The sequence below is a fragment of the Klebsiella sp. G-Nf4 genome (assembly GCF_002810615.1).
Classification (GTDB): domain Bacteria; phylum Pseudomonadota; class Gammaproteobacteria; order Enterobacterales; family Enterobacteriaceae; genus Klebsiella; species Klebsiella variicola.
Genome location: NZ_PION01000005.1, coordinates 209,401 through 224,885 on the forward strand (window position 1 = coordinate 209,401; position 15,485 = coordinate 224,885).

The 15,485-nt window shown below is 54.9% G+C and carries 12 protein-coding genes; 4 read left to right on the forward strand and 8 right to left on the reverse strand.

All coding sequences use genetic code 11. The annotated features are described in order from the left end of the window. Positions 1 to 28 precede the first annotated feature (28 nt). The 5 genes from rpsA to CWM57_RS12805 all read right to left on the reverse strand — a co-directional run bounded on the left by rpsA (position 29) and on the right by CWM57_RS12805 (position 6,020). Positions 29 to 1,702, reverse strand: coding sequence for a 30S ribosomal protein S1 (rpsA, locus tag CWM57_RS12785; RefSeq protein WP_061155180.1), 1,674 nt, complete (start codon positions 1,700 to 1,702; stop codon positions 29 to 31). Positions 1,703 to 1,835: 133 nt separating this feature from the next. Next, positions 1,836 to 2,519 (reverse strand): (d)CMP kinase, encoded by a 684-nt coding sequence (gene cmk, locus CWM57_RS12790; RefSeq protein WP_012542319.1) that lies wholly within the window; start codon positions 2,517 to 2,519, stop codon positions 1,836 to 1,838. A gap of 174 nt (positions 2,520 to 2,693) precedes the next feature. Next, complete coding sequence (aroA, locus tag CWM57_RS12795; protein ID WP_074386418.1) at positions 2,694 to 3,977, reverse strand: 3-phosphoshikimate 1-carboxyvinyltransferase; 1,284 nt, start codon at positions 3,975 to 3,977, stop codon at positions 2,694 to 2,696. Positions 3,978 to 4,050: 73 nt separating this feature from the next. Then, positions 4,051 to 5,139: a 3-phosphoserine/phosphohydroxythreonine transaminase gene (gene serC / locus CWM57_RS12800; RefSeq protein ID WP_100631473.1), complete on the reverse strand. Its 1,089-nt coding sequence runs from the start codon at positions 5,137 to 5,139 to the stop codon at positions 4,051 to 4,053. A gap of 188 nt (positions 5,140 to 5,327) precedes the next feature. Further along, positions 5,328 to 6,020 (reverse strand): DUF421 domain-containing protein, encoded by a 693-nt coding sequence (locus CWM57_RS12805; RefSeq protein ID WP_061155183.1) that lies wholly within the window; start codon positions 6,018 to 6,020, stop codon positions 5,328 to 5,330. 116 nt (positions 6,021 to 6,136) lie between these two features. Between CWM57_RS12805 and ycaO the strand changes: the two genes are divergently transcribed. The 4 genes from ycaO to pflA all read left to right on the forward strand — a co-directional run bounded on the left by ycaO (position 6,137) and on the right by pflA (position 12,407). Beyond that, a complete protein-coding gene (gene ycaO / locus CWM57_RS12810) occupies positions 6,137 to 7,897 on the forward strand; it encodes a 30S ribosomal protein S12 methylthiotransferase accessory factor YcaO (protein WP_100676031.1) in 1,761 nt (586 codons plus the stop codon). Between the two features lie 385 nt (positions 7,898 to 8,282). Beyond that, entirely contained in the window at positions 8,283 to 9,140 is an 858-nt protein-coding gene (focA, locus tag CWM57_RS12815; RefSeq protein WP_061155184.1) for a formate transporter FocA, read from the forward strand. A 51-nt stretch (positions 9,141 to 9,191) separates the two neighbouring features. Beyond that, entirely contained in the window at positions 9,192 to 11,474 is a 2,283-nt protein-coding gene (pflB, locus tag CWM57_RS12820; protein WP_061155185.1) for a formate C-acetyltransferase, read from the forward strand. Positions 11,475 to 11,666: 192 nt separating this feature from the next. Continuing rightward, positions 11,667 to 12,407: a pyruvate formate lyase 1-activating protein gene (gene pflA / locus CWM57_RS12825; protein WP_002898145.1), complete on the forward strand. Its 741-nt coding sequence runs from the start codon at positions 11,667 to 11,669 to the stop codon at positions 12,405 to 12,407. Between the two features lie 167 nt (positions 12,408 to 12,574). Here pflA and CWM57_RS12830 read toward each other — a convergent pair whose 3' ends face one another. The 3 genes from CWM57_RS12830 to CWM57_RS12845 all read right to left on the reverse strand — a co-directional run bounded on the left by CWM57_RS12830 (position 12,575) and on the right by CWM57_RS12845 (position 15,480). Next, a complete protein-coding gene (locus CWM57_RS12830; RefSeq protein ID WP_100676007.1) occupies positions 12,575 to 13,723 on the reverse strand; it encodes an MFS transporter in 1,149 nt (382 codons plus the stop codon). Positions 13,724 to 13,997: 274 nt separating this feature from the next. Beyond that, complete coding sequence (locus CWM57_RS12840) at positions 13,998 to 14,861, reverse strand: dimethyl sulfoxide reductase anchor subunit family protein (protein WP_100676008.1); 864 nt, start codon at positions 14,859 to 14,861, stop codon at positions 13,998 to 14,000. Position 14,862: 1 nt separating this feature from the next. Next, positions 14,863 to 15,480, reverse strand: coding sequence for a DMSO/selenate family reductase complex B subunit (locus CWM57_RS12845; RefSeq protein ID WP_004201375.1), 618 nt, complete (start codon positions 15,478 to 15,480; stop codon positions 14,863 to 14,865). Positions 15,481 to 15,485 lie beyond the last annotated feature (5 nt).

A 15,485-nucleotide genomic window follows, 5' to 3' on the forward strand; every position in this document is an offset into this window, starting at 1 on the left:
CAGGTTGTTATTACCTGAATGACAAAGATTACTCGCCTTTCGCTGCTTTGAACGCTTCAGCCATGGCGTTGTTGGAGAAGTTCGCGTCTTCCTGCTTGTTCACGGTAGCGATAGCGTCTTTTTCATCCGCTTCGTCTTTCGCACGTACAGACAGGCTCACTACGCGGTTCTTACGATCCACGCCGGTGAATTTCGCTTCAACTTCGTCGCCAACGCTCAGAACCAGAGTTGCGTCTTCAACGCGGTCACGGGATGCTTCAGAAGCACGCAGGTAACCTTCTACGCCGTCAGCCAGTTCTACGGTTGCGCCTTTAGCGTCAACTGCAGTCACTTTACCAACAACGATAGCGCCTTTCTTGTTCAGAGCAACGTAGTTGTTGAACGGATCTTCCGCGAGCTGTTTCACGCCCAGGGAGATACGCTCACGCTCTGCGTCAACCTGCAGAACAACTGCTGCGATTTCGTCGCCTTTCTTGTATTCACGAACTGCTTCTTCGCCTGCAACGTTCCAGGAGATGTCAGACAGGTGAACCAGGCCGTCGATGCCGCCGTCCAGGCCGATGAAGATACCGAAGTCAGTGATAGACTTGATTTTACCTTCAACACGGTCGCCCTTGTTGTGGGTTTCCGCGAACTGCTGCCATGGGTTAGATTTGCACTGCTTCAGACCCAGGGAGATACGACGACGCTCTTCGTCGATATCCAGAACCATCACTTCCACTACGTCGCCAACGTTAACAACTTTGGACGGGTGGATGTTTTTGTTGGTCCAATCCATTTCGGAAACGTGAACCAGGCCTTCAACGCCTTCTTCGATTTCAACGAAGCAGCCGTAGTCGGTCAGGTTGGTCACGCGACCGGTAAGTTTGGTACCTTCCGGATAACGTTTAGCGATAGCTACCCACGGATCTTCGCCCAGCTGTTTCAGGCCCAGGGATACACGGGTACGCTCGCGGTCGAACTTCAGCACTTTAACAGTGATTTCGTCGCCAACGTTTACGATTTCGCTCGGATGCTTAACGCGTTTCCAGGCCATATCGGTGATGTGCAGCAGGCCGTCAACGCCGCCCAGATCAACGAATGCACCGTAGTCAGTGAGGTTCTTAACGATACCTTTGACTTCCATGCCTTCCTGCAGGTTTTCCAGCAGCTGATCGCGCTCTGCGCTGTTTTCGGATTCGATAACGGCACGACGAGAAACAACAACGTTGTTACGCTTCTGGTCCAGCTTGATGACTTTGAACTCAAGCTCTTTGCCTTCCAGGTGCAGCGTGTCGCGCACCGGACGAACGTCTACCAGGGAACCCGGCAGGAACGCACGAATACCGTTCAGCTCAACAGTGAAGCCACCTTTAACTTTGCCGTTGATAACACCGGTAACAGTTTCAGCGTCTTCGTAAGCTTTTTCCAGCGTGATCCAAGCTTCGTGACGTTTAGCTTTCTCACGGGACAGCAGAGTTTCACCGAAGCCGTCTTCTACTGCATCCAGAGCAACGTCAACTTCGTCACCAACCTGGATTTCCAGCTCGCCCTGGGCGTTTTTGAACTGCTCAGCCGGGATGGCGGACTCAGATTTCAGACCGGCGTCAACCAGTACTACGTCTTTGTCGATAGCAACAACAACACCACGAACGATGGAACCCGGGCGGGTTTCGATTTCTTTTAAGGATTCTTCAAACAGTTGAGCAAAAGATTCAGTCATGTTTAATCTTCAGGTTAATATTAACGTCCACCTGGCTCCGTGCCGGATGGGGTTGTTTCACATACCCGCTGACCATCCATTGCCGCGGGGTACTGCTATAATTCGGAGGCTTCGGCGCGTTACCGGCTAAGGCTTACGCAACGGCCAATTTTTCGCGCGCATATTGTAGCGCTTTTTCAATCACTTGCTCAATGTTTAGTTCTGTTGAATCGAGAACTAATGCATCGGCAGCCGGGACAAGCGGCGCCACGGCACGATTTCTGTCGCGATCGTCACGCTCTTTTATCTCGGACAAAAGACGTTCAAAGTTAACATCAAAGCCCTTTTCCTGCAACTGCCGCATACGGCGATGCGCCCGTTCATCGGCAGAGGCATCAAGGAAAATTTTGACCGGTGCGTCCGGGAAAACCACCGTGCCCATATCGCGCCCGTCGGCGATGAGCCCGGGCAGTTCACGGAAAGCACGCTGGCGGCGCAGCAGCGCTTCGCGAACGCGTGGGAAAGCGGCCACTTTCGAGGCGGCATTGGCGACCTCCTGAGTGCGAATTTCGCCGCTGACATCTTCCCCTTCCAGCACCACTTCCAGGGTGCCGTCAGTAGAAATAAAGCGCACGTCAAGATGGGCCGCCAGGGGCACCAGCGCCTCTTCGGACTCTACGTCAACATGATGATGCAGCGCCGCCAGCGCCAGAACGCGGTAGATCGCGCCTGAATCTAACAGATGCCAGCCCAGCGCTTCCGCCATTGCCTTGCACAACGTACCTTTACCCGCACCGCCAGGCCCATCAATGGTGATTACCGGAATATTCGCCGTCATCTTTTTCTCCTTCAGCAAGGCGCATGGAATATAAACGCCGCGCATTATACGCATCAATACGCCGGAAAGTGAGCATTGCTTGTAAATTACGGACTACAGGAAATGAAAAGCAGAAGTTTTGCGCAATTATAGCGGGCTGACAGGACATCAGCCCGCGGGATGACAAAGTTTTACTCAGGCGAGGGTACTGATCCGCGCCAATTGCTCAAAATAGTCCGGGAACGTTTTGGCCGTACATTTGGGATCAAGGATGGTCACCGGCGTATCGGACAGCGCCACCAGCGAGAAGCACATCGCCATCCGGTGGTCGTTATAGGTGCCGATTTCAGCATACTTCAACTTCGCCGGCGGGGTGATGCGAATATAATCTTCCCCCTCTTCCACCTCGGCGCCCACTTTACGCAACTCGGTCGCCATGGCGAACAGACGGTCCGTCTCTTTGACACGCCAGTTGTAGATATTACGCAGCGTAGTGGTCCCTTGCGCGAACAGCGCGGCGGTGGCGATGGTCATCGCCGCGTCCGGGATATGGTTCATATCCATATCGATAGCCTTGAGCTCGCCGTGGGTGCAGGCGATGAAATCGTCGCCCCAGGTCACGGTGGCGCCCATTTTTTCCAGTACGTCGGCGAAACGAATATCGCCCTGTACGCTGCCGCGGCCGATACCGGTGACTTTTACCGTGCCGCCCTTAATGGCGCCAGCGGCGAGGAAATACGAGGCCGAGGAAGCATCGCCTTCCACCAGGTAATCCCCTGGTGACTGATACTGTTGCTTGCCGCGCACCACAAAACGCTGATAAGACTGATTGTCCACCTCAACACCGAAGGTTTTCATCAGGTGCAGTGTAATGTCGATGTAGGGTTTCGACACCAGATCGCCCTTAATGGCGATCACGGTATCCTGCGGTGCCAGCGGCGCGGTCATCAGCAGCGCGGTCAGGAACTGACTGGAGACGCTGCCGTCAACCTCGACATTGCCCCCCTGAAAACCGCCGCGCAGGCGCAGCGGTGGATAATTTTCCTGCTCAAGATAGTCGATCTGAGCTCCGCCCTGACGCAGGGCATCCACCAGATGGCCGATCGGGCGCTCTTTCATCCGCGGCTCGCCGGTCAGCACAATATCGTTGCTGCCAAGGCACAGGGCCGCAGCCAGTGGGCGCATCGCGGTACCGGCGTTGCCGAGGAACAGTTCCAGCGCCGCAGTAGAGCGCAGCGGACCACCGTTGCCAGTCACTTCGCAGCGGGTGCGGTCAGCAGACAGGGTGTAATGAACTCCCAGCGCACTCAGGGCATTCAGCATATGGCGCACATCGTCGCTGTCCAGCAGGTTGGTCAGCACCGTCGTGCCGCGGGCCAGGGCGGCCAGCAGCAGCGCGCGGTTGGAGACGCTTTTCGAACCTGGCAGGTTCACGGTGCCCTCTACGCGAGCGATGGGTTGTAACGTCAGGGATTCCATCAAACTTCACTCTCAAACAAACAGAATAAAAACCCCGCAGACTGGCCGCGGGGAGGAAGAAAGAAACAGGCGATTAACCGTGGCGGCGTTCGAAGTCCAGCATAAAGTCGGTTAACGCCTTCACGCCGTCCAGCGGCATCGCGTTGTAGATGGAGGCACGCATGCCGCCCACCACGCGGTGGCCCTTCAGCGCGTGCAACCCGGCGGCAAACGACTCTTCGAGGAACAGTTTGTCCAGCGCGCTGTCCGCCAGCTGGAACGGCACGTTCATGCGTGAACGGTTGGCTTGCGCCACATCGTTACGGTAGAACCCGCTGTTATCGATCACGCCATACAGCAGTTCGGCTTTCTGCTGGTTGATTTTATCCATCGCAGCGACGCCGCCCTGCTGTTTCAGCCACTTAAACACCAGACCAGCCAGATACCAGGCGAACGTCGGCGGCGTGTTAAACATTGAGTCGTTCTCGCTTAACACGGTGTAGTCGAGGATCGACGGACAGGCCACGCTGGCTTTACCCAGCAGATCTTCACGCACGATAACCAGCGTCAGCCCTGCCGGGCCAATATTTTTCTGCGCGCCGGCATAAATCACACCGTAGCGGTTGACGTCAATTTCACGGGACAGAATGGTGGAGGAGAAATCGGCCGCGACGATGACGTCGTCGCCAAAGTTCGGCGTATCATCAATCGCGATACCGTCAATGGTTTCGTTCGGGCAGTAATGCAGATAGGCCGCGCCCGGCGTCAGCTGCCACTCGCTCATCGGCGTAACAGCCCGCTTGCCATCGACGGTGATTTTCGCGTCGATAACGTTCGGCGTGCAGTATTTCTTCGCCTCTTTGACCGCGCTGGCTGCCCAGTAGCCGGCGTCCACATAGTCAGCGACGTTTTTATCGCCGAGGATGTTCAGCGGGATCCCCGCGAACTGGCCGCGGCCGCCGCCGTGGCAGAACAAAACTTTATAGTTGGAAGGGATATTCAGCAGGGAGCGGAAGTCCTGTTCTGCCTCTTCTGCCACCTGGATAAACTCCTTACCACGGTGACTGATCTCCATGACCGACGTACCCAGACCGTGCCAGTCGCACAGTTCTTGCTGAGCCAGTTTGAGTACTTCCGCCGGCAGCATTGCCGGGCCCGAACTAAAGTTATAGACCTGAGCCATTTCCCCTCACCACGTTGCTATGTTGTTTTGCCCGCGAACCGCCGCGGGCATAAGTTATTCCTGTGGCTATCGGTTTTATCATTCAGTGACACGGTCCGCAATGGCTAAAACTCGCCAACGGTAAAACGCGGCCTCCGTCACACAACAGAATCTATCGGCTTGACGTAATAAAACCGACATATTTGCTGTCAGGTGAGCCGTTTCGCCCGGCTGGCCTTCGACCATTCTGCATTTGCGCAGCGCGGACATATTCGCTTTTCTCCCGCCTGCATCGCCATCACGATGCTGCAGCGTACGCAGGCATAGATCCCCTCCTGCGGAATGGTGGTGTAACGCGCGGTACAGTGGGTAGGCAGGATAGACAACCCCGCTCTGACCTCTTCATCGGGATAATAAAACACGCTGATCTGCCCGTTGGTTTCGAGGATCGCCAGCCGGACCTGGCCAAGCTGCTCGACGCTGTTGACCCGCAGCTCCATGAAAAATTCGAATTCGGTCATGTTTTCCGCATGCAGCTTCTCCCATGCCAGCTGCCCCTCCTCGACCACCACAATAGGTTTGCCTTCCAGCAGATCCTCCAGCTTTTCGCTGTGCCCCATCAGCCACATGATACCGCGATACAACAGCGCCAGGGTGATGAAGACCACCAGCACCGGCAGTAGCGGTACATCGTCATAAAACGCCACGTCCCCTGCCGCCGAGCCGAGGGTCAGAATTATCAGCACCTCAAATAGTGACATCTGCCGCACGCCACGCCGTCCGGTGATTTTGAGGAAAATAAAGACCAGAACGAAGGTGTAGAGGCAACGCAGCGCCACCTCGGCAAGAAACTCCACCGGCACTTTATCGAGCGCCATCCGCTGCCAGTCAAAGGCTTTCATCTATCATCTCCCTGTGGGTCATAAGTTGCCTCTAAGCATAGCCAGATGATGGAGATAGCACCTGTCAGATAAAAGCCGTATCATTGCGCGCTTTCCGTACGACAAAAGTGATCGCCATGACCCAAACGTTTATTCCCGGCAAAGATGCCGCCCTGGAAGATTCCATCGCTCGCTTCCAGCAGAAATTGCTCGACCTCGGATTTGATATCGAAGAGGCCTCGTGGCTGAACCCGGTGCCGCACGTGTGGTCCGTTCACATTCGCGATAAAGCGTGCGCGCTGTGCTTTACCAATGGTAAAGGCGCCACCAAAAAGGCAGCCCTGGCCTCCGCGCTGGGCGAATATTTCGAGCGTCTGTCCACCAACTATTTCTTCGCCGACTTCTGGTTAGGCGACACCATCGCTAACGGCCCATTTGTTCATTACCCGAACGAAAAATGGTTCCCACTGACCGAAGACGATGAAGTACCGGAAGGTCTGCTGGATGCCCGCCTGCGGGCGTTCTACGATCCTGACGATCAACTGACCGCCGGTATGCTGGTGGATCTGCAGTCGGGGAACGATGAGCGCGGCGTGTGCGGCCTGCCCTTTACCCGCCAGTCCGACGGCGAAACCGTCTATATTCCGATGAATATCGTTGGTAACTTGTACGTATCCAACGGTATGTCAGCGGGTAACACCCCGAATGAAGCGCGCGTGCAGGGTTTGTCCGAAGTCTTTGAGCGTCACATCAAAAACCGCATCATCGCAGAGAGCATCAGCCTGCCGGAGATCCCGGCGGAAGTCATGGCGCGCTATCCTGGCGTCGTGGAGTCGATCGCTAAACTTGAAGCCGAAGGTTTCCCGATTTTTGCCTACGATGGATCACTGGGCGGCAAATACCCGGTTATCTGCGTCGTGCTGTTTAACCCGGCTAACGGCACCTGCTTCGCCTCCTTTGGCGCCCACCCGGACTTCGGCGTGGCGCTGGAGCGTACCGTCACAGAACTGCTGCAGGGCCGCAGCCTGAAAGACCTCGACGTCTTTACACCGCCGACCTTTGATGACGAAGAAGTCGCCGAGCACGCTAACCTCGAAACCCACTTCATCGACTCCAGCGGTCTGATCTCCTGGGATATGTTCAAGCAGGATGCCGACTATCCGTTCGTTGACTGGAGTTTCTCCGGTACCACCGAAGAAGAGTTCGCCACCCTGATGGCCATCTTCAAGGCCGAAGATAAAGAAGTGTACATTGCCGACTACGAGCATCTGGGCGTTTACGCCTGCCGTATCATCGTTCCGGGAATGTCGGATATTTATCCGGCAGAAGACCTGTGGCTGGCAAACAACAGCATGGGCGCCCATCTGCGGGACACCATTCTGTCTCTGCCGGGCAGCGAGTGGGAAAAAGAAGATTATCTGGCGCTCATCGAACAAATGGATGACGAAGGCCTGGATGATTTCACCCGCGTTCGCGAACTGCTGGGCCTTGCCACCGGGAAAGACAACGGCTGGTATACCCTGCGCATCGGCGAGCTGAAAGCGATGCTGGCCCTGGCTGGCGGCGATCTGGAACAGGCGCTGATCTGGACCGAATGGACCATGGAATTCAATGCCTCTATCTTCAGCCCTGAGCGCGCAAACTACTATCGTTGCCTGCAGACCCTGCTGCTGCTGAGCCAGGAAGAGGATCGTCAGCCGCTACAGTATCTGAACGCCTTCCTCCGTATGTACGGCACTGATGCGGTCGAGGCCGCCAGCGCTGCGCTGAGCGGGGAAGCCCCGTTCTATGGCCTTCAGGCTGTCGACAGCGATCTGCAAGCCTTCCCGGCTCATCAGTCGCTGCTGAAAGCGTATGAAAAGCTGCAGCGGGCGAAAGCGGCATTCTGGGCAAAATAAGCCCTCATTGCGCCAACATGCTTGCCAACAACGGAGCCCGATGCGGCTCCGTTATTTAAACCTGGCGAGGTATCCACTATAGTTTGTAGTTGCAAAGTTAATTAATAGTAAATATCGAACTTATATCATTTACCAATTGTTAATTTTAAATAAAATACTCCATTTTAATTAACTCAAAAACTGGGGCGAAAACGAAAAAATTCAACATAAGTTATAAATTTTAAAATTTATTTTCCATAAAAAATTCAAATAGTTAAACATCAAATAGACAAAAACCACACACTAAAAAGGCATATAGTTCCGGTGAGATATGATCTATATCAATTTCCCTTCTATAATGCTTTGTTAGTATCTCACCGCCAACTTATATAAAGAGAGAGTTAGTGTGAAAGCTGACAACCCTTTTGATCTTTTGCTCCCTGCCGCGATGGCGAAAGTCGCCGAAGAAGCAGGTGTCTATAAAGCAACGAAGCATCCGATGAAGACCTTTTATCTGGCGATCACCGCTGGCGTTTTCATCTCCATCGCTTTCGTATTCTATATCACCGCGACCACCGGCACTGCCGCGATGCCTTTTGGGATTGCCAAGCTTATCGGTGGGGTCTGTTTTTCCCTGGGTCTGATTCTGTGCATCATCTGCGGCGCTGACCTCTTTACCTCTACCGTATTGATCGTGGTGGCGAAAGCCAGCGGTCGAATTACATGGGGGCAACTGGCAAAAAACTGGCTCAACGTCTATTTTGGTAACCTGGTGGGCGCACTGCTGTTTGTGCTGCTGATGTGGTTATCAGGCGAATATATGACTGCCAACGGCGGTTGGGGGCTAAACGTCCTGCAGACCGCTGACCACAAAATGCACCATACTTTTGTGGAGGCCGTGAGCCTGGGTATCCTCGCTAACCTGATGGTTTGTCTCGCCGTATGGATGAGCTATTCCGGTCGTAGCCTGATGGATAAAGCGATGATCATGGTCCTGCCGGTAGCGATGTTCGTTGCCAGCGGCTTTGAGCACAGCATCGCCAACATGTTTATGATCCCAATGGGTATCGTAATCCGCAATTTTGCGAGCCCGGAATTCTGGACCGCGGTCGGTTCAACTCCGGAAAGTTTCTCACACTTGACCGTTATGAACTTCATCACTGATAACCTGATTCCGGTGACTATCGGGAACATTATCGGCGGAGGTCTGCTGGTCGGGTTGACATACTGGGTCATTTACCTGCGTGGCAACGACCATCACTAAGGGTTGTTTCAGGCAGTAAATAAAAAATCCACTTAAGAAGGTAGGTGTTACATGTCCGAGCTTAATGAAAAGTTAGCCACAGCCTGGGAAGGTTTTGCGAAAGGTGACTGGCAGAATGAAGTCAACGTCCGTGACTTCATTCAGAAAAACTACACCCCATATGAAGGCGACGAATCCTTCCTGGCTGGCGCAACTGAAGCGACCACCAAGCTGTGGGACAGCGTAATGGAAGGTGTAAAACAGGAAAACCGCACTCACGCGCCTGTTGATTTTGACACTGCCCTGGCTTCCACCATCACCTCTCACGACGCAGGCTATATCGAGAAAGGTCTGGAAAAAATTGTTGGTCTGCAGACCGAAGCGCCGCTGAAACGTGCAATCATCCCGTTCGGTGGTATCAAAATGGTTGAAGGTTCCTGCAAAGCGTACAATCGCGAGCTGGACCCGATGCTGAAAAAAATCTTCACCGAGTACCGTAAAACCCACAACCAGGGCGTATTTGATGTTTACACCAAAGACATCCTGAACTGCCGTAAATCCGGCGTGCTGACCGGTCTGCCGGATGCTTATGGCCGTGGCCGTATCATCGGTGACTATCGTCGCGTTGCGCTGTACGGTATCGACTTCCTGATGAAAGACAAATACGCTCAGTTCCAGTCTCTGCAAGCGAAACTGGAAAGCGGCGAAGATCTGGAAGCAACTATCCGTCTGCGTGAAGAAATCGCTGAACAGCATCGCGCTCTGGGTCAGATCAAAGAAATGGCAGCGAAATACGGCTGCGATATCTCTGCTCCGGCAAAAACTGCTCAGGAAGCAATCCAGTGGACCTACTTCGGTTACCTGGCTGCCGTTAAATCTCAGAACGGCGCGGCAATGTCCTTCGGTCGTACCTCCAGCTTCCTGGATATCTACATCGAACGTGACCTGAAAGCGGGTAAAATCACCGAGCAAGACGCGCAGGAAATGGTTGACCACTTGGTCATGAAACTGCGTATGGTTCGCTTCCTGCGTACCCCGGAATATGATGAACTGTTCTCCGGTGACCCGATTTGGGCAACGGAATCCATCGGTGGTATGGGCGTTGACGGTCGTACTCTGGTGACCAAAAACAGCTTCCGCTTCCTGAACACCCTGTACACCATGGGGCCGTCTCCGGAGCCGAACATCACTATCCTGTGGTCTGAAAAACTGCCGCTGAGCTTCAAGAAATTCGCTGCTAAAGTGTCTATCGATACCTCTTCTCTGCAGTACGAGAACGATGACCTGATGCGTCCGGACTTCAACAACGACGACTACGCTATCGCATGCTGCGTAAGCCCGATGGTTGTTGGTAAGCAAATGCAGTTCTTCGGCGCTCGTGCCAACCTCGCGAAAACCATGCTGTACGCTATCAACGGCGGCGTGGATGAAAAACTGAAAATGCAGGTGGGTCCGAAATCTGAACCGATCAAAGGCGACGTCCTGAAATTCGACGAAGTCATGGATCGCATGGATCACTTCATGGACTGGCTGGCTAAACAGTACGTCACCGCGCTGAACATCATCCACTACATGCACGACAAGTACAGCTACGAAGCCTCTCTGATGGCGCTGCACGACCGTGACGTTATCCGCACCATGGCGTGTGGTATCGCTGGTCTGTCCGTTGCTGCTGACTCCCTGTCTGCTATCAAATATGCGAAAGTTAAACCGATTCGTGACGAAGACGGTCTGGCTATCGACTTCGAAATCGAAGGCGAATACCCGCAGTTTGGTAACAACGATGCTCGCGTCGATGATATGGCCGTTGACCTGGTTGAACGTTTCATGAAGAAAATTCAGAAACTGCACACCTACCGCAACGCTATCCCGACTCAGTCTGTTCTGACCATCACCTCTAACGTGGTATATGGTAAGAAAACCGGTAACACCCCAGACGGTCGTCGCGCTGGCGCGCCGTTCGGACCAGGTGCTAACCCGATGCACGGTCGTGACCAGAAAGGTGCTGTTGCCTCTCTGACCTCCGTAGCTAAACTGCCGTTTGCTTACGCGAAAGATGGTATCTCTTACACCTTCTCTATCGTGCCGAACGCACTGGGTAAAGATGACGAAGTTCGTAAGACCAACCTGGCGGGCCTGATGGATGGTTACTTCCATCACGAAGCGTCCATCGAAGGTGGTCAGCACCTGAACGTGAACGTCATGAACCGCGAAATGCTGCTCGACGCGATGGAAAACCCGGAAAAATATCCGCAGCTGACCATCCGCGTATCTGGCTACGCCGTACGTTTTAACTCCCTGACGAAAGAACAGCAGCAGGATGTTATTACCCGTACCTTCACTCAGACCATGTAATTCCCAGTCTGACTGAAAAAGCGTACAATAAAGGCCCCACGTCAGTGGGGCCTTTTTAACAAGTGCTTCCCCGCCCCAGCCTGCTTTGCCAGTTATCTATACTTTGGGTACCTGTCAAAACAGACTCGACACAGCCGCTGAGCTGTGCACCAACACGGCCCCGGATGGGCCACATCTGGAGAAAACACCGCAATGTCAGTTATTGGTCGCATCCACTCCTTTGAATCCTGTGGCACCGTTGATGGCCCGGGCATCCGCTTTATTACCTTTTTCCAGGGCTGCCTGATGCGCTGCCTGTACTGCCATAACCGTGACACCTGGGATACCCACGGCGGCAAAGAAATCACTGTTGAAGAGTTAATGAAAGAGGTAGTGACCTATCGTCACTTTATGAATGCCTCAGGCGGCGGCGTCACGGCGTCGGGCGGCGAAGCGATCCTGCAGGCGGAGTTTGTTCGCGACTGGTTCCGCGCCTGTAAGAAGGAAGGTATTCATACCTGCCTCGATACCAACGGCTTTGTCCGTCGCTACGATCCGGTTATCGACGAACTGCTGGAGGTGACTGACCTGGTCATGCTGGATCTCAAACAGATGAACGATGAAATTCACCAGAACCTGGTCGGCGTGTCCAACCACCGCACCCTCGAGTTTGCCCAGTACCTGGCGAAAAAGAATATCAATGTCTGGATCCGCTATGTGGTGGTTCCGGGTTGGTCAGACGATGATGACTCCGCACACCGCCTGGGCGAATTTACCCGCGATATGGGCAACGTCGAGAAAATTGAGCTGCTGCCCTACCATGAGCTGGGCAAACACAAATGGGTAGCGATGGGTGAAGAATACAAACTGGACGGTGTCCACCCGCCGAAGAAAGAGACCATGGAGCGGGTGAAAGGCATTCTTGAGCAGTATGGTCACAAGGTGATGTACTAATAGCCTCATCAGGGTCGGTGGTGCGCTTACGCCGGCCCGAAGCGACACGGGAAATCGTTCCAGCCCCGCCGTTGATCCTCATGAAAAGCGCAATGCCGTCTCTCTGCAGTGGAAAACACGATCGATTGAAGCAGATGACGCGCAGCCTTCGCTGCACGTCACAATGGTTATGCGTGCGCCACCGGCGTCGGATGATGCCCGGCTTTACGCAGCAGGGTCAGCAGATAGATAAACGACACGCTGGCGATCATGATAAACAGCAAGTTGTCTGAGAAGTTCTGCATCAGCATCGCCGTCAGGGTCGGGCCCAGCAGGCTGCCGATGGTATAGCTCATCAGCAGCGCCTGATTCATCGCCACCAGCTGATGGTGCTCCACTTTTTCACAGGCCCAGGCCATTGCCACCGGATACAGCGTGAAACCGGATGCCCCAAGCACAAACAGCGCCGGGGCCATTGCCGCCTGACTCAGCATCGCCAGACAGCCGATGATCACCACAAAGACCTGCACCCGCAGCACCAGCAGGCGGCCATAACGATCAGCCAGGCGCCCTACCGGCCACTGCCCCAGGATGCCCGCGCTAACCATCACCGCCATCCAGAAACCAATGCCGGAGTCGCTGACGCCCTGATGGTTCAGCCATAGCGGCATCAGGCCGTACAGCGAGCCGAGGACAATCCCCGAGATAATGCAGCCATTGACACCGTGGCGCGCCTGGCGCAGCTTCAGCATCGGCCAGATACGTACTGTTTCATGCGGCTCTTCAGCCTGTCCCATAATACGGGTAAACAGCAGCGGCAGGATCCCCGCCAGCGCCAGCCCTGTCACCCACGGCAGGACGCTCATTAAATCGGTGGGTAATTTACTGACCATCAGCTGGCCCAGTACGGTACCGACATAATAGACCATCATGTACGCCGCCAGCAAACGGCCGCGGCTGCGGGAAGTCCCGCTGCAGACCAGCGCGCTTTCCACCACCACCCAAATCATCGCGCAGCCTACGCCGGCGATAAAACGCCAGCTCAGCCACGTCCAGAAGCCAACGGTGATCCCCAGCCCTACGCAGCCGACGGCGAAAATTAACGACGCGAGATAATAGCTGCGGTTAAAGCCAAGGCGCTTAATCACCCAACCGGCCAGTAGCGTACCGGCCAGGTTGCCGGTAAAATAAGATGACCCCACCATGCCGACCTGCCAGGTTGGCATATTTTCATGGGCGAGCCAGAGCGGGACGAGCGTATTCAGCACCGCTATCGCCAGGGTCAGTAAAAGCAGGCCACAGAGCAGCATTTGCACTGGCCGGGTATAGATGGTCATGGGTAAAAACCGTGAGGAATGTTCAGATCGCGAGCGCATCATGCCACCGCTAAAAACAATGTCAATCCACCTGAAATCAGGCGTGACGCGGTTTTGCAGGCTACGATAGAAGTTTTTTATCCACAGAATGGGTAAAGGTGAGGCAACAGATAATACGCTGTTGTTTTTCTTAATTTATTAATAAATGTCGATGTTAATTTCAGTTGAAAAATTTCATCTATCGACAGCACGTTTTCATCATGCCGGCGGTCGCACGCCGGCATGATGACGCGGATTAACTGGCGACGGCCATTCCCACGGTCATATGCAGACCATAGAATACGCCGCGGCCAATCATCTCTCCCGCCAGCACCAGAACAAACGCCAGGCTGAGCAGAGAGACCGCCGGCTTGCGGCCGCGGATCTGCGGCACACACCAGCAGGCCAGGGCCAGCGCCAGCAGCACCACCCGCCAGGCCATAAGCACCCCGTAATCAGGCACCAGGGCCGAGGCCTGCTGGATTGAACTGCGGATAGTAGTGAGTTCACTCCCCTGCATCAGGATCACGACAATACTCACCAGCAGTGCCAGCAAAGAGACCACCGGCAGCAGGCGCAGCGCCCAACCGTCAACGCCTGCCACGCGCAGCAACAGATATCCCAGCAGCGGACCACCGATAAACAGCGTCAGAAAGAAGCTCAGCGGCGTCCAGACGGTATACCAGGTCGGCACCGTGTCGATGGTGTTGTACACCCGCACCATCATCCAGACGAAGATCACGCCCAACACCATGGTGACTATCAGCCACAGGCTACGCAGGCTGGCAGGCAGCTTTTTGCACACGGCCAGCAGCCAGCCAATTCCGCCGACGGCGAAGAAGATCGCCCCGCTGGCTATCTCATTACTCAGCGACGAGGCCCCCACGCGATTCAGCGAATTAAAGGCCCGTAGCGGTGAGCCAAGGTGCATCGTCGAGGCAATAAAACCGATCCCCATCAATACCCACAGGCCAAACATGCTCCCCACCACGCGCCGCTCCTGCTCACGGGAGAGATTGCCCGTCATCAACGCCAGCGCCATGACGATAAACCCGCCTGCGACGCACTGGCCGAAGACCGTAAAGATCATCAGCGGCCATTCATGCCATCCGTTTCCCATCTCACACCTCCTTCGGGTTCGCCAGATAACCGGTGGTATCGCCACACGGCCGGGCATTGGCGTTAGGTTTGATAACGATACTCGGCCTGGTAAAGTGCGCCGACGGCAGCGGGGCCACCGCGGCCAGCTGGCCGTGCTTAGCGCGCAGCTCGGCAATCGGCCCGAAATCGAGCGCCCGCAGCGGGCAGGACTCGACGCAGATCGGCTTTTTCCCCTCGGCGACGCGCTCATGGCAGCCGTCGCACTTGGTCATATGGCCTTTGTCGGCGTTGTACTGCGGGGCGCCGTACGGACAGGCCATATGGCAGTAGCGGCAGCCAATGCACACCTCTTCGTTGACCACGACAAAACCATCTTCACGCTTGTGCATTGCCCCGCTCGGACAGACCTTGGTGCAGGCCGGATCTTCGCAGTGGTTACAGGCGATGGAGAGGTAATAAGCAAAAACGTTCTGATTCCAGACGCCGTTATCCTCCTGCCAGTCGCCACCGGCATACTCATAGATGCGGCGGAAGCTGACCTCCGGGGTCAGGTTCTTGTAATCCTTACAGGCCAGTTCGCAGGTCTTGCAACCGGTGCAACGGGCGGAATCAATAAAAAATCCATACTGAGTTGTCATCGGTT